Raw genomic sequence first — 23,464 nt, forward strand, 5'->3', positions numbered from 1 at the left:
ATAATAAATCTTCAAAGTTTATCAAATAAAACTTAAAATAATATAATAAAAATCATTTTCAAAATTAAATTTTTTAAAAATTCTATTGCGGAAATTAGAGAATAAAGATTTATTATTTTTGTTTCATTTTTTCAATCCACTCATCTAGAGTTTTTTCAAAACCTATCCCGCTAGAAGTATAAAATTTAACTATTTTTTCTGTGTATTTTTGCTCTACCCAACCACCGAAATCATGCGGATATAGATAGTTTTTTATATTTGGATTTGTATTGATAAGGTATTTTGGAATTTCCATAGCTTTGTTGTTTTTAACATAATCTAATGCTTTGTTTATTGCCGTGTAACTTGAGTTTGATTTTGGCGAACTTGCTAGATACACCACACATTGTGCTAGTGGAATTCTAGCTTCTGGAAAACCTATATTTTTTACTATATTTAGAGTTGATGAAGCTATATTTAGTGCATTTGGATTTGCATTTCCTATATCTTCACTTGCAAGTATTGCTAAGCGTCTAGCGATAAAATCGGCACTCTCGCCACTATTTATAAGTCTTGCTAAGTAGTAAAGTGATGCATCTACATCGCTTCCTCTAATGCTTTTTATGAAAGCACTTGCTAATTCGTAGTGCGTATCATCGCTACTAGCTCCTTCATTTATCGCATTTGCTCTTAATGTTTTTAGGGTGTGTAGTTTTATGTCGTTTGAAATTTCAAGCCCAAACTCAAGTAAATTTAGCATAGATCTCGCATCTCCGCCGCTACTTTTTATAAGATAGTCTTTTGCTTCTTTGTTTATATTAAATTTTACTTTTTCTTTTATTCTTTGTAGTAATTTTTCTAAATTTAAGCTTGTTAATGGTTTAAACTCAAATAACATGGAGCGACTGCGAATGCCAGAACTTAGCGTAAAAAAAGGATTTTCGGTGCTTGCACCAATGATTAAGGCAAGGTAGTTTTCCATTGGTATTAACAGGGCTTCTTGTTGTGTGCGACTTAAGCGATGAATTTCATCTATGAAAAAAAGTGGTTTAGTAAGCGAGTTTTGATGATTTTTTAAAATAGTTCTAAATGTTTCTATTTTTAAATTTCCACCATCAAATTCATAAAATTCATAATGCATCTCATTTGCTATAACTCTTGCAAAACTGGTTTTTCCGCAACCCGCAACGCCATAAAATATAGAGTGGGGTATTTTTTCATTGTTTAAAAATTTTTTAAAAATTTCTACAATCTTTTCTTGTCCGCAAATTTCATCAAGTGTTTTTGGGCGAAATTCAAGTGCAAATGCCATTAATGTATGTCTTTGTAGTTATTTAAATCCCAGTCAATTGCTTTTTTTGAGTGACTTAAAAGGTAACTATTTGCTTTTGAAAAATGCTTACAACCAAAAAATTTCCCACCAGCTAAAGGGCTTGGATGAGCCGCTGTTAAGATAAGATGTTCGTTTTCATTTATGAGAGATGATTTTGCTTTTGCGAAATTTCCCCATAACATAAAAACAACATTTTTCTTTTTAGCACTTATTTGCTTTATCACAGCATCGCTAAAGCGTTGCCAACCAAAAGAACTATGTGAGTTTGCCATGTTTGCTTGAACGCTTAAAGTTGTATTTAATAACAAAACACCTTGCTTTGCCCAGTATGTTAAATCGCCACTATTTGGTTCTTTTATATTTAAATCATTATAAATTTCTTTATATATATTTTGCAAAGATGGTGGAATTTTTATGCCATTTGGTACAGAAAAACTTAGCCCCATAGCTTGATTTTTTCCATGATAAGGATCTTGTCCTAGTATTACAACCAAAACATCATCAAATGGGGTTAAGTTAAAAGCATTAAACATAAGTGAGCCTGGCGGGTATACTTCACCACGCTTTTTAGCATCGATTAATTTTAGTTTTAATTGCTCAAAATATGGGGATAAAAACTCATCTTTTAAGACATTTTTCCAACTTTTTTCTATTTTTACGCTATTTATATCTATCAATTATACATCTCTTTTGTAGCATTTGCTTTTATTATCAAGTAACCGGCAATAGCTGCTATAAACGATGCTATTAATATGGCTAATTTATCTGCATAATTGTATATATCGCTGTGTTCGTAGGCGATTGATGAGATAAAAAGACTCATACTTGCACCAATTGCTGTTAATACACAAAGTCCAAAAAACTGACCATAATTTGTATCTTTTGGTAAATTTGTTATTTTAAATTTTATAGCCGCGTAACTAAATGCAAAAATTCCAAGAGGTTTTCCTACTAAAAGACCAATTATTATGCCTATTGGAACAGGGTGTAAAAGTGATTTGAATGCTTCTAAATTTAGTGCAATTCCAGCATTTACAAATGCAAATATAGGCATGATAAAAAATGTAACCCAAGGATGCAATGTGTGTTCTATTTTATTTAAAAGCATGGTTTTATTTTTGGTTTGTAGCGGTATAAAAAAAGCTGTAATTACGCCAGCTACTGTAGAGTGAACACCTGATTCTAGGAAAAATAACCATAATAATAACCCAAGCATGACATAAGGAAGTGGCGAATTTGTTTTTTTAAAGTTAAAATATGCAAGAAAACAAGTGGTTATAGTTGCTAGTACAAGTGCCAAAGTAGAAAGCTCTGAGGTGTAAAAAAGTGCAATTATTACAACAGCAATAACATCATCTATAATAGCAAGAAGTAGTAAAAAAGTCTTTAATGCTGGTGGAAATTTCGATTTTAAAAGTAGCAAAATACCTATAGCAAATGCCGTGTCGCTAACTATTGGTATCGCCCAGCCTTTTAAGGCAAAACTATCGCCTAAATTTAGTAAAATAAATATCATAGCAGGAATTATAACGCCACCGATTCCGCCAATTACTGGAAGTGCAACTTTTGATGGAGTGCTAAGTTCTCCAACTAAAATTTCTCTTTTAACTTCAAGCCCAATATAGAAGAAAAAAATCGCCATCAAGCCATCATTTACCCATAAAATTATAGGTTTTATTATCTTATAATCACCCATTACTATGCCAGATTTTAATCTTAAAAAATCACTATAAAAACTTGATAAAATTGTATTTTGAAAAATTAGAGCTAAAATTGTAGCTATTATTATCAAAATGCCGCCAGTTGCTTCGTTATTGATAATTTTTTTTATGATATTTAAGTTCAAAATCTACCTTTATTGCTTGAGTAAAATTATAAATTTATGATATCAAAAAAACATTAATAAGTCGTTAAATACATAGATATTTTATAAATTTGGGTATAATCTCTAGATGCAAAATTTATATATTAGTGGTGTTTTTTACGCTTTTTTTGGCGGAATATTTTGGGGATTTTCTGGGGCTTGTGGTCAGTATCTTTTTATGTATAAAAATATAGATCCAGTTTGGCTAACAGGAGTAAGACTGCTTGGTGCTGGAATTTGTCTTTTTGTTTTGATGATAATCAAGCAAAAAAGAGGTATTTTTAAAATTTTTACAAACAAAAGCTCTTTATTTCAACTTATGATTTATTCGTTTTTTGGCTTGATGTTGTGTCAATATACATATTATGAAACCATAAAACATTCAAATGTAGCCATAGCAACCATACTTCAATACACCGCACCTGCAATGATAATGATTTTAGCGTGTTTATGGTATAAAAAACTTCCGAACATAAAAGAATTTTTTGCACTAATTTGTGCCAGTATAGGACTTTTTCTTATCGCTACGCATGGAAATTTAGATAAATTAATAATAGATAAATATCCTTTTGTAATAGGCATGATATCTGCACTTTGTGTTGTTATATATAGCATAAGCCCAATAAATATAAATAAAAAATATGGAACTTTGGTAACGCTTTCTTGGGGATTACTCATTAGTGGGGTTATATTTTTTGTTGCAAGTAATTCATATAAAGTTTTGCAAATAACTGATATTTACAGCTTTTTGGGAGTTTGTGGGGTTATATTTTTTGGAACTATTTTAGCTTTTTCGTTTTATATGAGAGGAGTTGATATAATAGGTCCAACAAAAGCAAGTATGATAGCTTCTATAGAGCCAATTTCAGCTATGATTTTTTCGTATTTTTGGTTTGGTGTAAAGTTTGTTTTACTGGATTACATCGGCGTATTTTTGATACTTTTATGCACTATCTTGGTTTCAAAAAAATAAATTTATTTAAATTTAAAGCCCAAATTTAAGGGCTTTTGAGTTAAAATTTAACTTTTATGATTTTTGTTTTATCGCCTGTAATCCCAAAATCGTTATCATTTATCAAAATCCACTCATTTTCATTAATCACAGCTATGCTTTCAATCTTGCTTGGAAAACCTTTATAATCATCTGTGCTAAAAATAAGCTCTTTTTTAAGAGTGTTGTTTTGCACATTTTTAGGATTTATTTTATAAAATTTAGTTGTTTTACTAACTCGTTCTAATACCGCCAAATCGCCATTTGGCAAAGTAGCCATTTCGCTTACTTTTACATCGTTTTGCTTTCTTTTTTTCTTTTTGCTATCAAGTTTAAAGCTATCAATATCATCAAGTGGGTAGTTTAAAGTTTGCAAAACTTCGCCACTACTTCTATCTATGGCATAAAATGGAACTATTTTTGTATCAATCTCGCCCTCAAATGGACTTTGTAAAATAGTATAAACAAATTTATCATCTTTGCTCAAAGAAACAGCCTCAAAGCCCCTATTTAGCTGTCTTTGTCTAAGTTTTTGTGGAAAGTTTTCTACTACTTTATAATCAGCTCCATCTAAACTTTTAGCAACGCCTTTTGGAACCCATCTTTCTTTAATGATACCATTTAAATCAGTAACAAAAATACTTGGAGCATACTCATCTGCTATATAAATATATCCATCATTAGAGATAGCTAAAGCTTCGCTATCGATGCCATTTACATCATAAACTAGCTCTTTTTTCCATTGAGTAGCTTTTTTCTGTTTGTGGATTTGACACGCCGCTTATATTTTTACCGCTACTTGTTTTTAATGTAATTGTTTCTAAAATTTCAATTCCACCATCTTTTATTTTAAGTTTATAAATACTTGGCGTAAATTCTGGATAAGGAAAAACTTTGCCTTTTTTGCAAAACTCGTCTTTTAAAATGTTTTTTGTTTCTTTACAATCTATATTTATTCCTCTGTCGGTTATGGTATAAATCACATTTTTATCATCATTATCTTTATGAAATGCACCGCTTCCATAACCTATGCTTGGATGAAACGGAAAATCAAATTTGTTATTAAATTCCATATTAGATTCAAACGAACTAAACTCTAAGCCAAAGCAAAAACTAGCAAGTGTTAAGCTAAGTAAAACACATTTTTTCATAGAAATCTCCTTAAATTTATAATATGAAATTTTATTAATTCCTAGAAACATTTTGAAAACATATGGATAATATGGTTTTTATTGTGGTATTTAGTATTACCCTAAATATGAGTAGTGTAGATATTTTATAACTAATGCATTTGGCTAGTTATAATCCTAGCCAAATATCTATTACACATAACCTTGGTCAATCATTGCATCTGCAACTTTTCTAAATCCAGCTATATTTGCTCCAAGAACTATATTTCCAGCATCGTTAAACTCTTTTGATGTTTCGTAACTGATATCAAATATGTGTTTCATGATATTTTTTAGTTTGTTATCAACTTCTTCAAAGCTCCAGCTTGACATACTAGCATTTTGAGCCATTTCAAGAGCACTTGTGGCGACACCACCAGCATTTGCTGCTTTACCCGGACCAAAACAAAAGTCTTTTTTACTTAGGAAAAACTCTATAGCTTCTAGATTGCTAGGCATATTTGCTCCCTCGCATACTAAACGACATCCGTTATTATAAAGAGTTTTTGCATCTTCTAAATTTAACTCATTTTGTGTTGCACTTGGAAATGCAGCATAACAAGGTATATCCCAAACTCCATTTCTACCTGTTTTATAATCCGAAACAGGGACAAATTTCGCTTGTTTTTTCTCTTTTACATACTCTTTTAAACTAACTCTATCAACTTCTTTTAATTTTTTAAGCAAATCTAAATCTATGCCATCTTTATCATATACATATCCAGTAGAATCGCTTACCGTTAGAGGTAATGCACCATATTGATATAGTTTTTCAACCGTGTAAATAGCGACATTTCCAGCACCACTTACTACGCATTTTTTGCCTTTTAGTTCTTGTTTTTTTGTTTTTAGCATTTCATCTGCAAAATATACACAGCCATATCCAGTAGCTTCTGTTCTTGCTAAGCTTCCTCCCCAGCTAAGTCCCTTGCCTGTTAATGCGCCATCAAATCTGCTTGTTAGTTTTTTGTATTGACCATACATATAGCCTATTTCTCGCCCACCAACGCCTATATCTCCAGCTGGAACATCTTTGACATCACCTATTAGCTTTGCAAGTTCATTCATAAAAGATTGGCAAAATCTCATAATTTCCCCATCACTTTTGCCCTTAGGATCAAAGTTTGCACCACCTTTTGCACCACCTATATTTAAGCCAGTTAGTGAGTTTTTAAAAATCTGCTCAAATCCTAGAAATTTTAAAACATCTAAATTTACAGTAGGATGAAATCTAAGCCCACCTTTATATGGTCCTATGGCTGAGTTAAACTCGACTCTATATCCAAAATGAACGCAGGCTTTTCCAGCATCATTTATATAAACGGTTCTAAAAATAGTGGTTTTTTCAGGCATTATAATACGCTCTAAAATGGCGTGCTTTTGATACTTGCTTTCGCGATCAAAAAGCGGTTTAAGGTTGTTTAAAACCTCAGTTGCGGCTTGATAAAATATTGGTTGGCGAGGTGAAATTTTTTTAATGTTTTTTAACACTCTATTAATATATTCTGTAGATCCCATGATACTCCTTTGTTTATTTTGAATTAGTTCAAATTTTTATCGCTATCTTTTTACATTATGATAACAGCTTAAGAAAAATTATAGCAAAAATTATTGCCAGTGTAGTTTAAATATTAATAAAATTTTTTATTATATTTTTATAATTTTAATTTCATTATATTATAAATTTATGGTTTGTAAATTTATAACTATAAATTTTTTGGCGTTGTATTAAATTTAAGTCTTAAGTTACAAGCTTTTTCATACATTTTGCTTGCTTTTGTAAGGTTGTTTTTGTTTCATATTTTAAAACAAAAGTCTGCTTAGACGCTCATAAATTTTATCTAAATATATAGTTTTTTATCTTTTTTGCCACCATTATCAAGTAGATATTTATAACTTTATTTTTTGTGAAATATTTTTGACATATAAATATTTTTTTGAGTTTAACCTAATCTGTGTGCAATTTTCTATAACTTCTTTTTATGCTCACAAAACTATCATTTTTAGAATTTCATAAGCTTTATCTAGTGATATTTTGCCGTTAAAACCATCTTCAAAACGCTTTTTCTTCATCTTTATACTATCGTTTTCATATCTATTTTGAAAATTAACTAGGCTTATTTTAAATTTCGCTAGTTTAAATTTTCTAAACATAGTAAAAATCTTAGATTTGATATTTTGTTATAAAAATTTATAAAAATAACTATTTATTTTACATTTTGATTTGGATTAAAATTCATCATTCTTGCTTTTTGTAAAAATATCTTTAATGCCATTTTTTCTTTTTTATTTATTTTATATGTTATGTAATTTAAATACCATTTTATATCATTTGGCGAAATCGCTCTGCTTTTGGAGTAATTTTTCAGTATGTATTGAGGGATTTTTATCTTTTGTGATAGGAATTTTTTAACTAAATTTTTATACAACTTTCCATTTTTGGTATAGCAAAATCTAGCAAATACAAATGGTAAATTCATTCTTTTATTCCAAATTTCGCCCATATCATAAAAGCTTTCTTTTCCATCTTTTAGATAAGCTTTTAGGGCATTATCACCTATGATAACTTCGCCTTTTAAACCTAAAACTTTGCTTAACATATTTGATGTCATTGAGGCAGGATCTAGTAAAAAGTTTGAGTTTTTACGCACTAAAACACTTATAACTTGTTTTTTAGCAACGATTCCCATATCTAGTTTTTTGTATTTTTTTCTTCTACTTTCTATGCTTGAAATAACCGCAGAATCAATCTTTTTTCTATAAAGAGCTCTGTTTAGTTTGCTTGGAACATCTTTTTTAAATTCAATGCTTTTTTTAAAGGAATTTTGTAAATTTGAGCGTTTTAAAAATACATGAAAAGGTAGTAAATTTAGATAATCAATTTTTCCAAAAATCATTTTTATCCTTTTAAAAATCAAAACAAATGGTATAAAATTATAATAAAATAAACTTAAATTTAATAATCTATGTAAAATAAAGTAAATTTGTGATAAAGTTATAATTTAAATTTAAATCATTATGGAAAATATTATGAATGTTAAACTTTTAAATTTTACACCTCTTTGGGTGTGTTCAAACGCCATAAGGACTTGTTGGCAAAGCTTTGATAAGGGAGATAATGGTGGCGATAAAGATAAAGAGCTTATAGATAGAGTTGGTAATAAATTTAAACACGCATCAACGCTTGAACATTTGCATTATAATTTTTACATAAAAGGAATTTCAAGGGCTTGCTTACAAGAGCTTGCACGCCATAGAATGGCAAGTCTTAGCGTAAAATCCACTCGCTATACGCTAAAAGAGTTAAAAAATGAGAGCGAATTTAAAGAAAATGACTTCCAAAATGCCAGTAGATATATAGTTTTAACTGGAAATGAGATGGTTGATAAAGCTAGTATAAAAGCTTTAGAAAATATGCGTTTGCTGCTTGGGCAAAATATTAGCTTAGATATAGCTAAATTTGCACTTCCAGAATGCTATAAAACTGAGCTTAGTTGGAGTGTAAATGCTAGAAGTTTGCAAAACTTTATCTCACTTAGAAGTTCAAAATCAGCTCTTTGGGAGATTAGAAATTTAGCAAATGCCTTGTTTGATGCAATTCCTGATGAACATAAGTTTATTTTTGAAGATTGTATTTACAAAGAAGATAAAAAATAGCTATAAAATTTAGGAGGACTTATGAGAAGTGATGAGATAAAAAAGGGTTATACTAAAGTTCCACATAGAAGTTTATTAAGGGCAACTGGGTTAAAAGATGATGATTTTAACAAGCCGTTTATAGGTATCGCAAATAGTTTTATAGAGATAATTCCGGGACATTTTTTTTTAAACAAATATTCCCAGATTATAAAAGATGAGATTCGTAAAAATGGTTGCGTGCCTTTTGAGTTTAACACAATTGGCGTTGATGATGGTATAGCTATGGGGCATGATGGTATGCTTTACTCACTTCCAAGCCGTGAAATCATAGCAAATTCCATAGAAACAGTTATGAATGCTCACAAGCTTGATGCAATGATATGCGTTCCAAATTGCGATAAAATAGTCCCTGGAATGATAATGGGTGCTTTAAGAGTAAATGTGCCAACTATTTTTGTAAGCGGTGGACCAATGAAAGCAGGGCGTGATAGTAAAGGCAATGCCCTTGATTTAAACTCAGCTTTTGAAGGTGTTGGTGCTTATGAGACAAATAAAATAAGCAAAGATGAACTTTATGAGATAGAATGTCAAGCTTGCCCAAGTGGCGGGAGCTGTAGCGGTATGTTTACGGCAAATTCAATGAATACGCTTTGTGAGGCTATGGGTATAGCTCTTAGTGGCAATGGAACCATACTTGCACTTAGCAAAGAGCGTGAAGAGCTTATAAGAAAAGCAGCTAGGAGAATTTGCGAGATTGCAACAGATGAGAGATTTAAAATACGAAATATTTTAAACAAAAAAGCTATAAAAAATGCGATGGTTATAGATATGGCAATGGGCGGAAGCTCAAATACCATACTTCATATGCTTGCCATTTCAAGAGAGGCTGGGTGTGGGCTTGATATAAAAGATATAAACGAGATTAGTAAAAATACACAACACATTGCCAAAGTTGCACCAAGTTTGCCAAGTGTGCATATGGAAGATGTCCATAGTGCTGGTGGAATGAATGCTATTATGAAGGAAATTTCTATGCAAAATAATCCTTTTTTAGATTTAAATAATCTAACCATAAGCGGAGAAACATTGCAAGAACGCATAAAAGATGCGAAAATTTTAGATGATAATATTATACGAAATGCCAAAAATGCTTACTCTAAAGTTGGAGGACTCGCTATTTTATTTGGAAATTTAGCTAATGAGGGCTGTGTTATAAAAACAGCAGGCATTATAGGAGAGCGTAAATTTAGCGGAAAAGCTGTTTGTTTTAATTCCCAAGATGAAGCGATTAATGGCATTAGTAGCGGTAAAATCAAAAAAGGCGATGTTGTTGTTATTCGTTATGAGGGACCAAAAGGTGGACCTGGAATGCAAGAAATGTTAAGCCCGACAAGCCTTATAGTGGGAAGAGGGCTTGGTGCTGATGTAGCGCTTATAACAGATGGTAGATTTAGCGGTGCTACGCGTGGGCTTTGCATAGGGCATGTTAGCCCAGAAGCAGCTGAGGGTGGCATGATAGGACTTTTAAGAGATGGTGATATAATACAAATAGATGTTGATAACTACTCTATAAATGTAAATTTAAGCGATGAAGAGCTAGAAAAACGCAAAAATGAGTGGAAATATGAGGGCAAAGAGGTTAAAAGCAGATGGTTAAGACAATACCAAAAGTTAGTAACAAATGCTAGTAATGGAGCTATTTTGGAAGCTTAAATTTATAAATAAATTTAAAGGATTAATTTGCTTTGGGAAAAATTAACGCTTAATGATTTAAAAAGAGTTAATGATGAGATTAATGAGCTAAATAAAATAGATATAACTAACTATAAAAGTATTATCGATAAGAAAATAGAAGCTATAGTAGAACCAGTATTAATAAATTATAATTTTTTAAAAAAATATGATAAGTGCAATGGGAATATAGCTAAAATTTTAAAACTATTAGATGATTTTATAAATTCAGGCGATATCTCTGAGAATATAAAAAACAAAATCCTTGATTGCAAAAGTAATTTACAAGAAATACAAAATAATGGTATAAATTTATTGTATAATGAAAATAATTTAAGTCATTTGAGGATATCTATAGTAAATATTATAAGTATACTAAATTTTCAAAAAGAAATAATAGAAAATTATATGTATTCAAGTGATCAAGAAGATAAAAAGTTATTATACAGTGAGTATTTAAAATCTGAAAATAATATAAATGAAATTTATGAGAATATGCCAAATATTTATTCAAATAATATAAAAATGCCAAATTTTATTCAAGAACATTTCAAAAATTATATTTATAATATTGTTTATATTATTAAAAAATGGTGTTTTGATAATTTAGCTTTATCTTTTTATATTATGCTATTTATTGGGGCTTTGTTTTGTTGTCCTTATTTTTTTAAAATAGGTTTGATTCCTGATATTTCTATAGATTCTGCAATACCAACTTTATTTTTTATATCTACTGTTGGCTTATTGATTGGTACGCTTATATATGTAGGTTTTGTATTTCAGAATCAATTGTCTTTTAATATTTTGATTAATATAGATAATAAAAAAATAAATAATATTATTAAGTTTTTAGTTTCAATTTCTTGGGTTATATTTTTTGCGATAATAATGACCCCATTTGCACCTGATTTTTATTTTATACAGTCTATTTCTGAATACATACTTAATAATTTCAATATTATATTAATAGTATATGTTGTAATATTATTAATTTTTTGCTTAGTATTTTTTATATCCAAGTCAACAAATAAATTTCCTAATATAATTTTGTATTTTATTATTACGGTTTATTTTGATTTTTTTATACTATATGCTGTTTATTTAAATTATAACAATATAAATTTATCTTTTCTTGTCATTTCAATGTTTATATTATTTTTATTAAAAATAATTAATTTATCAAAAGAACCTTTAAATAAATTAATTATTTCATTATCTAGTATTTTCATTTTTTTTACAATATGTCTAATAAGTCCTAATTTTGTTAGAGGAGTAAAATTAGCAAATTATAAGGATGATTTTACAATAAAAAAAGAATTTGTTCCAAAACCTATCTTAAATTTACCTAATTGCTTTTATAGTTATAATGAAGCTTGCACATATAATCTTACTAATGAAGAAGATAAAATTACTATAAAAAATCTTTTAGTAAGAGTAAAATCAGACGGTAGATATTATTTTCGTGCAAATATGAATTTAAAAGATGATTTTAATTTAACAAAAAGTATTTTAAAAACAGATAAAGATGAAGATGAAAAAAGTATAGACATAAAAAAGAGAACGTCTAAAATTTTGAAAATAGATGAGAATACTACAAAAAATACTTATTTTATATACAATAGCGACTCAAATGTAACCGAAGTTAAAAATTATCATAAACTATTTTTAAATTTTACAAAAGATAAGAATATTGGTCTATATTATGATTTTCATGTGCATGAAAAAAATATTGTAAATTAAAATATATAATTTGGCTATTTATAATTTTTATCTTAAAAAGAAAGGTGACAAATGGAAGCAGCAGGAATAGGCGGATTTTCACTAGGAACAGTTATAGCAGTTGCACTATCATGGTCTGCAAACAAGAGCATACTTTGGGCTATAGTGCATGGGTTTTTTAGTTGGTTTTATGTGATTTACTATTTTATAGTAAAAAAATAGATAAAAATATTTTCAAAGGATTTGTTATGGGAAGATCATTAGGAATAGGCGGATTTTCACTAGGAACGGTTATAGCGGTCGCTCTTTCATGGTCGGCAAATCATAGTATATTGTGGGCTATAATACACGGATTTTTAAGTTGGTTTTATGTTGTTTATTACATACTTTTAAAATAATTTTATAAAAGCATATATCTTAAAAAAAGATGTATGCTTTCTTGTTTTATATAATCATAGAAAAAATAAGAGCAAAAATTATCATAGGTATGTTAAAAAATACAAATGTAGGAACGCACGTATCGTATATGTGATCGTGTTGCCCGTCTGCGTTTAATCCAGATGTTGGTCCAAGTGTGCTATCACTAGCAGGACTTCCAGCATCACCAATAGCAGCAGCAATGCCTATAAGAAGTATTGTTGCACTTACGCTAAAGCCCAAATTTATGCATAAAGGCACATAAATTGCCGCTATTATAGGGATTGTTCCAAAGCTTGTGCCAATACCCATTGTAACAAGAAGTCCAATAAGAAGCATAAGCAAAGCCCCGCCAAATTTACCGCCAGATAAAGCACTTGCTACGCTTATAAGTTCATTTATGCCGCCACTTTCTCTAAGTACTGCACCAAATCCAGCAGCAACTAGCATTATAAAAGCTATATAAGCCATCATAGACATACCATTATCCATAACTTCTTGAACTTTATTGTAGTCAATTCCGCCAAAAACTATCATAAATAAAAGTCCAAGAAGTCCGCCAAGTGGTATAGAACTTGTATAAATTTGAATACCAAAAGTTACAGCTGCTCCTATTAAAACAACCCACTCTTTTTTGCCCATATGTAAGCTAAAAGTTTCATCCATGGATTTTTCTAAATTTACATATTGTCTTGATTTTCTATAAAACAAAACCGCACATATTAATCCGCAAAACATTGCAGCTCCACCTATCCACATAACGCTTTGTATATCTGCTATGCTTACTATTACCGAGTTATTTGCAAGTTCTTTTTTTAATATATTGTAAAATAAAAGTCCAAAACCAACTCCAAGGCTTACATATGGTGCTTGAAGACCAAAGGTTAAAGCACAAGCAACAGCTCTTCTATCTATTTTTAGTTTATTCATAATGTTTAGTAATGGCGGTATCAATACAGGAATAAATGCAATATGCACAGGTATTAGATTTTGCGAAAAACAAGCTATGAAAGCTATGGTTAAAACAAATATAATTTTTTTGCTACTTAAAATAGAGCTAATTTTGTGGATTAAAATTGCTGTCAAATTTGTGCCAGAAATCGCAGCAGCAACTGCACCAAGAAGTATATAACTAAGTGCGGTTTCTAAATTTCCTTGCATGCCATTTATCAAAATTTCCATGGTATGTATAAGATTAAATCCGCTCATTATACCAGCTACTATACCAGAGAGTAAAATTGCTAAAAGTATGTTAAATCTAAATAGACACAAGATATACATAAGACAAACACTTATCAAAACAGGATTTGTTAAAAGCATAAATTTCCCTTATTTTTAAATAAAAATTAGATTATACTAAAATATATTTTAAATGTTTATATAAATTTATTTTTTATCAAAGTTAATTTTTAAATCATTTTAGATAGAATAATAGAAAATTTTGAAGGTGTAATAATAATGGATGAAAACAGGAAAAAAACTCTTGATGTAGCCTTAAAACAGATTGATAAAGCCTTTGGTAAAGGCACTATTATCAGACTTGGCGATAAACAAGTAGAGCCAATTGATTCTATTTCTACTGGATCTATTGGTCTTGATATAGCTCTTGGAATTGGTGGAATTCCAAAAGGTAGAATTATAGAAATTTATGGACCAGAAAGTTCTGGTAAAACCACACTCGCCTTACATATAATAGCCGAATCTCAAAAAAATGGCGGAATTTGTGCTTTTGTAGATGCAGAGCACGCACTTGATGTAAAATATGCTCATAATCTTGGTGTAGATACAGATAATCTTTTTGTATCTCAGCCAGACTTTGGCGAACAAGCTCTTGACATAGTTGAAACTCTTTCAAGAAGTGGTGCGGTTGATCTTATAGTTGTTGACTCAGTTGCAGCCTTAACTCCAAAAACCGAGATAGATGGCGATATGGGTGATTCACATGTTGGTTTGCAAGCAAGACTTATGTCTCAAGCTTTAAGAAAATTAACAGGTGTCGTTCATAAAATGAATACAACTATCATATTTATAAACCAAATTCGTATGAAAATAGGTGCTATGGCTTATGGTAATCCTGAAACAACAACTGGTGGAAATGCACTTAAATTTTATGCATCGGTTCGTCTTGATGTCAGAAAAATTGCTACTTTAAAGCAAAATGATCAACCAATAGGCAATAGAACTAGGATTAAAGTAGTTAAAAACAAGGTCGCACCTCCTTTTAAAACGGCTGAATTTGATGTAATGTATGGAGAGGGGATTAGCAAAGAAGGCGAGATAATAGACTATGGCGTAAAGCTTGATATTATCGATAAAAGCGGTGCTTGGTTCAGTTATCAAGACACAAAACTTGGTCAAGGTAGAGAAAACTCAAAAGCTTATTTAAAAGAGCATTCAGAAGTTGCTACTGAGATAATTGATAAATTAAAAAGTTCTATTGGTGGATTATTGTCCGGTTATGATGAAGATGAAAAAAATATTGATGGAGATGAATGATGCCTATAATTACAAACATAAAAGCAACTGAAGTTCTTGATAGCAGAGGAAATCCAACTGTAAAAGCAACTGTTTATTTAGATAATGGTGTTATAGAAAGTGCTATTGTGCCAAGTGGTGCAAGTACCGGAAAAAGAGAAGCTTTAGAGCTAAGAGATAAAGATCATAGGTATTGTGGTAAAGGCGTTTTAAAAGCTGTTCAAAATGTAAATGAGATTATATTAAATGCAGTTGTTGGTAAAAGTGTTTTTGAACAAAAAAATATAGATATGATTATGCAAAACTTAGACGCAACTCCAAATTATTCAAATTTAGGAGCAAATGCGGTTTTGGGCGTATCTATGGCTGTAGCAAGAGCAGCTGCAAGAGCACTCAATGTGCCTCTTTTTAGATATATAGGCGGTATTAATGCTAGCATACTTCCAGTTCCTATGTTTAATATCATAAATGGCGGAGAGCATGCTAACAATAGTTTTGATTTTCAAGAATTTATGATAATGCCGTATGGATTTGATAAATTTAGCGATGCACTAAGAGCTAGTGTTGAAATTTATCATAACTTAAAAAAGATTTTAGATGAAGCTGGTCATAGCACCGCAGTTGGCGATGAGGGCGGTTTTGCTCCAAATTTAGAAAACAATGAAGCTCCTATAAAAATTATTTTACAAGCTATAGAAAAAAGCGGATACAAAGCAGGAAGTGATATAAAATTAGCCTTAGATGTGGCATCAAGCGAGTTTTATAAAGATGGATCCTATGTTATGGAAGGCAAAGAGTTTAGCAGTGATGATATGATAAATTATTATGAAAGTTTGTGTGAGAAATATCCAATTTGTTCTATAGAAGATGGGCTAAGTGAAGATGATTGGGATGGATGGAAAAAACTTACTCAAAGATTAGGTTCTAAAGTGCAATTAGTTGGAGATGATCTTTTTGTAACAAATGAGAAAATTTTAAGAGATGGTATTACAAGAGGTGTTGGAAATGCTATCTTAATAAAACCAAATCAAATTGGAACCGTATCTCAAACAATGCAAACAGTTAGGCTTGCTAAAAGAAATGGCTATAAAACCATAATGAGCCATAGAAGTGGCGAAAGCGAGGATAGCTTTATAGCTGATTTTGCAGTTGGATTAAACACCGGACAAATCAAAACAGGTGCAACATCTAGAAGCGAAAGAAATGCAAAATATAATAGGCTTTTAGAGATAGAAAACAAAACAGATGAATTCTTAGGAAATAGTATTTGAGTGAAATTCTTGATAACTATAACCCAAAAGAGTCGGTTGTAGTACATTTTGTAAGAAAACTTTTTAAGTATATTTTGGTTATTGTTATAGTAGTTGGACTTGGAGTTTATGTTGGAAATATGTTTTTTGGAAAAAGATCTTTAGAAACACTTATTTTTATACAAAATAAACAAGAGTCTTTGAAAAAAGAGTTAGAGCATCTTAAACAAGAAAATGCTTTGCTTCAAAAAGAGTATTTTGAACTTATTGGCTTAGAGCCTAATAATTAAGTAGGGTTATAAATGAGGAAGATTTTATTAATTTGTGTGTTTATCGTTTGTATTATTTATGCTAGGGAAAATCCGTTTTTGCCTATCGATGAGGCAAATTCCAGCTTAGTAACTACTAATGTAAATTTAAATGCAAAACCATTTGATAGAAAAATTTTTAATCTACCCAATGATGCAAGAGAGATAGATCGCGTGGTTATTTATTATAAAAGTGTTGATGGTAGCATTAAAGAAAAAACAGTAGATATAAACTCATCTATAAACTGGAAAGATGGTTTGTCTTTAAGTGTTGTTAAAGCCCCAGAACCATCTACAACACCAGTTTTAGATATATCTGTAACAAAAAGTTCTAATAGCGGTAAAAAGATGGATGAGCAAATAATAAGCGATAGTATAAAAACTGAAATTTTAAATGAGAGAAATATCTCAAATTCTATCATTCCAAATATCGTAGTTCCACTAAAAACTATCACTTTTAAGAATTTAATAAGATTTGATGTTCATACAAAGAGCATAAAATTTGTAACAAATGACACTTTAATAAATGATTTTAAAGTCGATGGTCAAAACAAAATAGCTATAGATTTTTCAAGAAAAAAAGCTAATTTTAAAACAAAGGTTTTAGACATTAGTTGCGGAATTTTCAAAAATGCAACTTTTGGAGCACATGGTAAATTTTATAGAGTTGTTATATCTTTAGATAAGAATTATAAATACGAGTTGTTAAAAGATGGAGATAATTATATACTAAAAGCAAAATAAGCCAAAATGGCTTATTTTTTTAGTGTTTGTATATATTTTGCAACGCTTTGTATCTCTTCTTTTGTTAGTTTTTGTGCTTCCACTTTCATAACAATTTTTAACTCTCCGCCATAGCTTCCATCTAAATATCCATTAAGAGCTTGTGATATCTGCTCTTCGTTCATTAAATTTATAGCAGCACTTTTACCAAGAGCTGGACTATCTCCATTTATACCATGGCAGTTTGCACAAGTTTTATAAATTTTTTAGCATCTTGTTCTGATTGATCTGTTTGTGTCGCACTTAATGAAATTATGGATAAAATAAGACAAATAAAGAATTTTTTCATAATTATACCTCGTAATATTTTTTTAAACTTTGTATAATAAAATCGGCATTTCTTAAACCATTTGATCTATGAGAAATTTTTAATTTTGTTTTCTCATCAAGTTCGCCTATGGTTTTGTCAAATCCATTTGCGATAAACATGAAATCATATCCAAAGCCATTTTCTCCGCGTTCTTCATTTATGATCTTACCATACATCCATCCATGAGTTGTGTAACTACCAAATTTACAGGCTATTGCTATACAGGCTGTATAATGTGCTGGTGTTGCATTTAAGCTTAATTCATTTAGCTTTGATATAAGTTTTTGTCTATTTTTGATATCTGTTGCATTTTCTCCGCTATATCTTGCTGAGTAAATTCCTGGCTCACCGTTTAATATATCCACGCAAATGCCGCTATCATCGCTTAAAACTATAAATTCATCTTTTTGCTGATTGCTAAGTTTATCAAAAACGGCATTTGCTTTTATAAGAGCATTTTTTGCGAAACTATCGCCATTTTCTATTATTTCAAATGGTTTTATTATCTCATCTAGTGCGTAAATTTCATAATTTTTATAAAAATCTTTTATCTCTTTTACTTTGTTTTTATTGCCAGTTGCGACTATTATTTTCAACATTAATCCTTGTAAATTTTCTTTAAATTTTCTAAATTTGCACTTGCATTTAGAAGTAGCATATCTGCACATACTAGTCTTGCCATTGCTGTTGCTACGACACTTCCACGAATTGCTATACAAGGATCATGTCTGCCTTTTAGTTCGCAAATGCACTCTTTTAAATTTATATCTATTGTTGGTTCTTGTAAAAATATTGATGGAGTTGGCTTAAAGTGAGTTTTTATGATTATTTCATTGCCATTTGTAATTCCACCAAGTATGCCGCCACTATGGTTAGTTAAAAAGCCATTTTTATCCATAAAATCATTGTTTTCAAAGCCATTACTTTTAGCTGAGTTTATACCATTTCCTATCTCAACGCCCTTTACCCCATTTATACCCATCATAGCTTCTGCTAATTTAGCATCAAATTTAGCATACAATACCTCGCCAAGTCCAGCCATAGCCCCAGTTATTTTGGTTATAACGCTTCCACCTACACTGTTGTGAGAGTTTTTTGCATTTATTATCTCTTGTTTAAATTTATCTTCAAACTCTTTTGAACAAGCATAAATTTCGGAATTTTGTGCGTATTTAAAATCTATATTTTCAAATTTTGATGATATATTCCCTACACTATAAACTGCACTTTGAACATTTATATCAAAATTTGATAGCAAAAGTTGTGATATAGCCCCGCCACACACTCTTATTGCACTTTCTCTTGCACTACTTCTCCCGCCACCTCTATAATCTCTTGTACCAAATTTCATAAAATATGTATAATCAGCGTGTCCTGGGCGAAAGATATCTTTTATGTTCTCATAATGGGATGATTTTTGATTTTCATTGTGTATTATAAAGCCAATTGGACAGCCGGTGCTTAATCCGTCAAAAACACCACTTAAAATTTGCACCTTATCGCTTTCTTTTCTTGAAGTTGCAAATTTACCCCCAGGTTTTCTTTTATCAAGTTCATTTTGTATAAAGCTCTCATCTATCTTTACATTTGATGGCAAACCATCTAGCATACCCCCGATTGCCACGCCGTGACTTTCTCCAAAAGTGCTAAGCCTAAGCCTTGTGCCAAAAGTATTCATTTCTTTCCTTTTGATAGAATTTCTATGGCAAGTTTAGCTGCATTTTGTTCGGCTTCTTTTTTGCTTGTACCGCTAGCGCTGGATATTTCTTTGTTATCAAGCATTAAAGCCATTGTAAATTCTTTTTTATGATCCGGTCCTTTTGAAGATATTAAAACATATTGCGGTGTTTTGCCATAAGTTGCTTGAGTAATTTCTTGAAGCCTTGTTTTATAATCTTTGCTGATAGTTTTTAAATTTATATTTTCATACTCTTTTTTTAGTAAATTTATGGCTACTTCTTTTGCTTTTTCTATGCCGCTTTCTATGTAAATAGCCCCCATTATCGCTTCAAATGCGTCTGATAATAAAGATGGCTTTTGTCTTCCTTTATTGTTTTCTTCTGCACTTGATAATATGATATGATTTTGCAAATCTATCAAAGAAGCAAGTGCTGCAAAGCTTTTTTCATTTACTAAAGCCGCCCTTAGTTTTGATAAATCTCCTTCATTCATATCTTTAAATTTATTACAAAGATACTCAGCTACTATTAGATCCATAACAGCATCGCCTAAAAACTCAAGCCTTTCATTGCTATGCTTTTTTTTGCAACTTTTGTGTGTTAATGCATTTATGAGTAGAGCTTCATTTTTAAATTTATAACCAAGTAAGTTTTGAATTTTGTCTAATTTCATAATCTATCCATTTTTTAATTTATTTGCCGCATCTCTTGCCATTTTATCACACTCTTCATTTTGCGGATGACCACTATGCCCTTTAACCCAAAATGCCTTTATATTATGTATCGAGCTTACTTTTATATACTCTTTCCAAAGCTCAACATTTTGCACCTTTTTAAAATCTTTTTTTATCCAGTTTTTAAGCCAAGAATTTATGGCATTTGCTACATAAGAACTATCAGTAAAAAGCTTTATTTCACAAGGCTCTTTTAATGCTTTTATGCCCATTATAGCTGCTGTTAATTCCATTTGATTATTTGTTGTTTTTTCACTTGTACCACTATCTTTTTTTTGGTATTCATTGTATTCTAGTATATAAGCCCAGCCCCCAACTCCTGGATTTCCAAGGCAACTTCCATCGCTAAAAAGTTTCACTATTTTCATTATAACTCTTTGTTATATTCATACTTATATTTACACCATCTAAACTATGGCATATCGGACATCTGTAAAAATGCATAGGAAGTGAATTTTTGCAGTTTTTACACATATATGAAAAACTTATATCGGCACAATTGTAATTATTTTGCCTTAAAATTCCAACAGCATTAATTTCAAAAAATTTACTTTTAGCCTGTTCGTTTATCATACCTTTTGCGAAATACAAAGCCTTATACTCTTCATCTTGTAAATTTACGATTTCATTATCATGCCAAAGTATGTCTATAACCCCATCTATACTTGGTAAATTTTTAAATTCACTCAGTTTTTTGCCATTTTTAAGCAAAAGTTCCATACACGCTCTTTTTGAAATTTCAGATTCATCATCGAAATTTAAAATCTTTTCTATCTTTTCTTCAAGAGGTATTTTTTGAGCTATTATCTCATTTATTTGTATATAAATTTTGTTTTTATCTACATTTGCACCTTGTTCTTCTAATGCATCTAAAACTTCCATAGCTTTATCAAATTTTTTAAAACTTTCATATATTAGCATTAGGTATGTTAGTGCCTCTTGATTTCTAGGTTTTAGTTTTAAAGTGTCTAAAAAAACATCTTCGGCTCTTTGCAAAAAACCGGCTTTAAAATAAACTTTTCCAAGCTCTACTAAAAGCTCTATTTTTTCTTGTTTTTTGCTATTTTTTTCAATCGCAACAAGATATATCACGATAGCTTTTTCAAAGCTTCCGCTTTTTGCGAAAGTTTGGGCTAAAACTGCAAATGAGTGTGCGTCTAAATCTATATCAAAAAGCAATTTTTTATGCTCATCGTTTAAACCTGGTGTGCTTTCAAATTTTTTTATGAAATTTTGTATCTTTTTTTTGTCATCTTTTGTGCCTAAAATTCCCCAAATATAGCTAAAAAATGCTATTAAAAAAAACACACCAATCAAGACTATAAGCCCAAAAATAGGATCACGATACTCTATAAAAAAATTTTCCAAATTTACTCTTTTTTGTGATTTGCGTAATTTTAACACAATATGCTTTATAGGTTTATAAATAATTTTGATTTTATCTATACGATTAAATTTGAATAAAGATAACTAATAACTAGTTATCTTTAAAATATTTTATATTTTTTATTACTTTGTTAAGTTTTTTAGTTATTCCAACCGCCCATAACTATACTCATCATATTTTGGTTATTTCTTATAGTATCATTAGTTATATTTGCAATACCATTATCTTTTGCAAATGCATTTAAATCTTGTATTATCTTAGCTATTTGATTACTTGTTATAAAGCTTCCATCGTCTAATTCTATTTTATATGATGAGTTGTTGATTGTTATAATATCAATATTGCTATACTGTATATTCAAGTTATTTTCACTATAGCTAAAACTTATATCTTCTTTAGCAATACCTTCTTGAAATTTAATTATATTATTTCCAGAATTATCACTTATAATATCTTGCCCATCTCCTCTAGCAAATATATAGGTGTCATCATTATAGCCTCCATCAAGATAATCATTACCTTTTCCACCAATTAAAGTATCATTTCCATATTCACCATAAAGTTTATCGCTACCTTCTCCGCCTAATAAAGTGTCATTGCCGTTATTGCCATAAAGATAATCATTGCCTTCATTTCCATTTAAGATATCATCATCATTTCCACCATGAAGTTTATCGCCACCTTCGTTTCCATATAGCGTGTCTTTACCATCTCCGCCTAATAAAGTGTCATTATCTATTCCACCATAAAGGGTATCATCTCCTCCATATCCTTCTATGGTATCATCTCCACCATTGCCATAAATTATATCATTAGAATTGTATCCTTTTAGATTATTGCTATTATCATCGTCATCTACTTGTAATGCAATATCATTTAATGTTAAGATTGTATTATCACTAAAGCTAAATTTAATATTAAAATTATTGTATGCATTGTTTATATATAAGCTATCATTACTATTTTTATTGTTATTTTTAAGTCATTACTATTTGCTATTCTTGTTGCCAAAATATCTTCTTTAGCAATACCTTCTTGAAATTTAATTATATTATTTCCAGAATTATCACTTATAATATCTTGCCCATCTCCTCTAGCAAATATATAGGTGTCATCATTATAGCCTCCATCAAGATAATCATTACCTTTTCCACCAATTAAAGTATCATTTCCATATTCACCATAAAGTTTATCGCTACCTTCTCCGCCTAATAAAGTGTCATTGCCGTTATTGCCATAAAGATAATCATTGCCTTCATTTCCATTTAAGATATCATCATCATTTCCACCATGAAGTTTATCGCCACCTTCGTTTCCATATAGCGTGTCTTTACCATCTCCGCCTAATAAAGTGTCATTATCTATTCCACCATAAAGGGTATCATCTCCTCCATATCCTTCTATGGTATCATCTCCACCATTGCCATAAATTATATCATTAGAATTGTATCCTTTTAGATTATTGCTATTATCATCGTCATCTACTTGTAATGCAATATCATTTAATGTTAAGATTGTATTATCACTAAAGCTAAATTTAATATTAAAATTATTGTATGCATTGTTTATATATAAGCTATCATTACTATTTTTTATTGTTATTTTTAAGTCATTACTATTTGCTATTCTTGTTGCCAAAATATCTTCTTTAGCAATACCTTCTTGAAATTTAATTATATTATTTCCAGAATTATCA

The 23,464-nt window shown here is 30.1% G+C and carries 27 protein-coding genes and 1 pseudogene; 10 read left to right on the forward strand and 18 right to left on the reverse strand.

What is annotated here, in order from left to right; translation table 11 throughout:
• Window positions 1–112 precede the first annotated feature (112 nt).
• From CSPT_RS01145 to nhaA, 3 genes are read right to left on the reverse strand one after another with little or no spacing between them, the layout of a single operon-like run.
• Window positions 113–1,291, reverse strand: a complete 1,179-nt coding sequence (locus CSPT_RS01145; RefSeq protein WP_089181923.1) for a replication-associated recombination protein A — start codon at window positions 1,289–1,291, stop codon at window positions 113–115.
• Window positions 1,291–1,989, reverse strand: coding sequence for a uracil-DNA glycosylase (ung, locus tag CSPT_RS01150; RefSeq protein WP_374188414.1), 699 nt, complete (start codon window positions 1,987–1,989; stop codon window positions 1,291–1,293). Before ung ends, CSPT_RS01145 begins: the two co-directional genes overlap by 1 nt.
• Window positions 1,986–3,158, reverse strand: a complete 1,173-nt coding sequence (gene nhaA / locus CSPT_RS01155; RefSeq protein WP_089181924.1) for a Na+/H+ antiporter NhaA — start codon at window positions 3,156–3,158, stop codon at window positions 1,986–1,988. The genes ung and nhaA overlap by 4 nt, the downstream gene beginning before the upstream one ends.
• A 106-nt stretch (window positions 3,159–3,264) precedes the next feature.
• Between nhaA and CSPT_RS01160 the strand changes: the two genes are divergently transcribed.
• The gene (locus tag CSPT_RS01160; RefSeq protein WP_089181925.1) at window positions 3,265–4,149 is read left to right on the forward strand and encodes a DMT family transporter; all 885 of its coding nucleotides are present in this window, start codon (window positions 3,265–3,267) and stop codon (window positions 4,147–4,149) included.
• A 40-nt stretch (window positions 4,150–4,189) separates the two neighbouring features.
• Here CSPT_RS01160 and CSPT_RS01165 read toward each other — a convergent pair whose 3' ends face one another.
• From CSPT_RS01165 to CSPT_RS01180, 5 genes are all read right to left on the reverse strand, one after another.
• On the reverse strand, window positions 4,190–4,936 hold the full coding sequence (locus CSPT_RS01165) for an esterase-like activity of phytase family protein (protein ID WP_089181926.1): 747 nt from the start codon (window positions 4,934–4,936) through the stop codon (window positions 4,190–4,192).
• Entirely contained in the window at window positions 4,887–5,318 is a 432-nt protein-coding gene (locus tag CSPT_RS01170) for a hypothetical protein (RefSeq protein ID WP_089181927.1), read from the reverse strand. Before CSPT_RS01170 ends, CSPT_RS01165 begins: the two co-directional genes overlap by 50 nt.
• Window positions 5,319–5,489: 171 nt before the next feature.
• Complete coding sequence (gene gdhA / locus CSPT_RS01175; RefSeq protein ID WP_089181928.1) at window positions 5,490–6,854, reverse strand: NADP-specific glutamate dehydrogenase; 1,365 nt, start codon at window positions 6,852–6,854, stop codon at window positions 5,490–5,492.
• A gap of 468 nt (window positions 6,855–7,322) precedes the next feature.
• Entirely contained in the window at window positions 7,323–7,490 is a 168-nt protein-coding gene (locus CSPT_RS09010; RefSeq protein WP_161492206.1) for a hypothetical protein, read from the reverse strand.
• Between the two features lie 53 nt (window positions 7,491–7,543).
• Window positions 7,544–8,233 (reverse strand): MqnA/MqnD/SBP family protein, encoded by a 690-nt coding sequence (locus CSPT_RS01180; RefSeq protein WP_089181929.1) that lies wholly within the window; start codon window positions 8,231–8,233, stop codon window positions 7,544–7,546.
• 133 nt (window positions 8,234–8,366) lie between these two features.
• On the opposite strand from CSPT_RS01180, the gene thyX reads away from it, so the two are divergent.
• From thyX to CSPT_RS09020, 5 genes are all read left to right on the forward strand, one after another.
• Window positions 8,367–8,993 carry an FAD-dependent thymidylate synthase gene (gene thyX / locus CSPT_RS01185; protein WP_089181930.1) on the forward strand — a complete coding sequence of 209 codons (627 nt, stop codon included), beginning with the start codon at window positions 8,367–8,369 and terminating at the stop codon, window positions 8,991–8,993.
• Between the two features lie 21 nt (window positions 8,994–9,014).
• The gene (ilvD, locus tag CSPT_RS01190) at window positions 9,015–10,688 is read left to right on the forward strand and encodes a dihydroxy-acid dehydratase (RefSeq protein WP_089181931.1); all 1,674 of its coding nucleotides are present in this window, start codon (window positions 9,015–9,017) and stop codon (window positions 10,686–10,688) included.
• Between the two features lie 543 nt (window positions 10,689–11,231).
• Entirely contained in the window at window positions 11,232–12,446 is a 1,215-nt protein-coding gene (locus tag CSPT_RS01195) for a hypothetical protein (RefSeq protein WP_149051347.1), read from the forward strand.
• Window positions 12,447–12,497: 51 nt separating this feature from the next.
• Entirely contained in the window at window positions 12,498–12,647 is a 150-nt protein-coding gene (locus tag CSPT_RS09015) for a hypothetical protein (protein ID WP_170228707.1), read from the forward strand.
• A 26-nt stretch (window positions 12,648–12,673) separates the two neighbouring features.
• On the forward strand, window positions 12,674–12,823 hold the full coding sequence (locus CSPT_RS09020; RefSeq protein ID WP_170228708.1) for a hypothetical protein: 150 nt from the start codon (window positions 12,674–12,676) through the stop codon (window positions 12,821–12,823).
• Window positions 12,824–12,869: 46 nt separating this feature from the next.
• Here CSPT_RS09020 and CSPT_RS01200 read toward each other — a convergent pair whose 3' ends face one another.
• Complete coding sequence (locus CSPT_RS01200) at window positions 12,870–14,162, reverse strand: Na+/H+ antiporter NhaC family protein (RefSeq protein WP_089181933.1); 1,293 nt, start codon at window positions 14,160–14,162, stop codon at window positions 12,870–12,872.
• A gap of 138 nt (window positions 14,163–14,300) precedes the next feature.
• On the opposite strand from CSPT_RS01200, the gene recA reads away from it, so the two are divergent.
• The 4 genes from recA to CSPT_RS01220 are packed head-to-tail and all read left to right on the forward strand — an operon-like array spanning window position 14,301 to window position 17,619.
• The gene (gene recA, locus CSPT_RS01205; protein ID WP_089181934.1) at window positions 14,301–15,338 is read left to right on the forward strand and encodes a recombinase RecA; all 1,038 of its coding nucleotides are present in this window, start codon (window positions 14,301–14,303) and stop codon (window positions 15,336–15,338) included.
• Complete coding sequence (gene eno, locus CSPT_RS01210) at window positions 15,338–16,588, forward strand: phosphopyruvate hydratase (RefSeq protein ID WP_089183281.1); 1,251 nt, start codon at window positions 15,338–15,340, stop codon at window positions 16,586–16,588. The genes recA and eno overlap by 1 nt, the downstream gene beginning before the upstream one ends.
• Complete coding sequence (locus CSPT_RS01215; protein WP_089181935.1) at window positions 16,585–16,857, forward strand: hypothetical protein; 273 nt, start codon at window positions 16,585–16,587, stop codon at window positions 16,855–16,857. The genes eno and CSPT_RS01215 overlap by 4 nt, the downstream gene beginning before the upstream one ends.
• Before the next feature lie 12 nt (window positions 16,858–16,869).
• Window positions 16,870–17,619 (forward strand): AMIN domain-containing protein, encoded by a 750-nt coding sequence (locus CSPT_RS01220; RefSeq protein WP_089181936.1) that lies wholly within the window; start codon window positions 16,870–16,872, stop codon window positions 17,617–17,619.
• A gap of 11 nt (window positions 17,620–17,630) precedes the next feature.
• Here the strand turns inward: CSPT_RS01220 and CSPT_RS01225 are convergent, their stop codons facing one another.
• The 9 genes and pseudogenes from CSPT_RS01225 to CSPT_RS01270 form a co-directional block, all read right to left on the reverse strand.
• A complete protein-coding gene (locus tag CSPT_RS01225; RefSeq protein ID WP_089181937.1) occupies window positions 17,631–17,861 on the reverse strand; it encodes a c-type cytochrome in 231 nt (76 codons plus the stop codon).
• An 88-nt stretch (window positions 17,862–17,949) separates the two neighbouring features.
• The gene (gene rdgB, locus CSPT_RS01230; protein WP_089181938.1) at window positions 17,950–18,564 is read right to left on the reverse strand and encodes an RdgB/HAM1 family non-canonical purine NTP pyrophosphatase; all 615 of its coding nucleotides are present in this window, start codon (window positions 18,562–18,564) and stop codon (window positions 17,950–17,952) included.
• A 2-nt stretch (window positions 18,565–18,566) separates the two neighbouring features.
• Window positions 18,567–19,646: a chorismate synthase gene (gene aroC, locus CSPT_RS01235; protein ID WP_089181939.1), complete on the reverse strand. Its 1,080-nt coding sequence runs from the start codon at window positions 19,644–19,646 to the stop codon at window positions 18,567–18,569.
• Window positions 19,643–20,323, reverse strand: a complete 681-nt coding sequence (gene rnc, locus CSPT_RS01240) for a ribonuclease III (RefSeq protein ID WP_181892295.1) — start codon at window positions 20,321–20,323, stop codon at window positions 19,643–19,645. The genes aroC and rnc overlap by 4 nt, the downstream gene beginning before the upstream one ends.
• Complete coding sequence (gene rnhA / locus CSPT_RS01245; RefSeq protein WP_089181941.1) at window positions 20,324–20,749, reverse strand: ribonuclease HI; 426 nt, start codon at window positions 20,747–20,749, stop codon at window positions 20,324–20,326. It abuts the gene before it with no gap.
• The gene (locus CSPT_RS01250; protein ID WP_089181942.1) at window positions 20,727–21,749 is read right to left on the reverse strand and encodes a tetratricopeptide repeat protein; all 1,023 of its coding nucleotides are present in this window, start codon (window positions 21,747–21,749) and stop codon (window positions 20,727–20,729) included. Before CSPT_RS01250 ends, rnhA begins: the two co-directional genes overlap by 23 nt.
• A gap of 158 nt (window positions 21,750–21,907) precedes the next feature.
• Window positions 21,908–22,129 (reverse strand): hypothetical protein, encoded by a 222-nt coding sequence (locus tag CSPT_RS09215; RefSeq protein WP_249040769.1) that lies wholly within the window; start codon window positions 22,127–22,129, stop codon window positions 21,908–21,910.
• A gap of 111 nt (window positions 22,130–22,240) precedes the next feature.
• A pseudogene (locus CSPT_RS09390) lies at window positions 22,241–22,711 on the reverse strand (calcium-binding protein); the annotation flags it as partial.
• Entirely contained in the window at window positions 22,708–23,406 is a 699-nt protein-coding gene (locus CSPT_RS01270; RefSeq protein WP_149051348.1) for a calcium-binding protein, read from the reverse strand. The gene CSPT_RS01270 and the pseudogene CSPT_RS09390, both read right to left, overlap by 4 nt.
• Between the last annotated feature and the right edge of the window lie 58 nt (window positions 23,407–23,464).

Source organism: Campylobacter sputorum subsp. sputorum, assembly GCF_008245005.1.
Classification (GTDB): domain Bacteria; phylum Campylobacterota; class Campylobacteria; order Campylobacterales; family Campylobacteraceae; genus Campylobacter_F; species Campylobacter_F sputorum.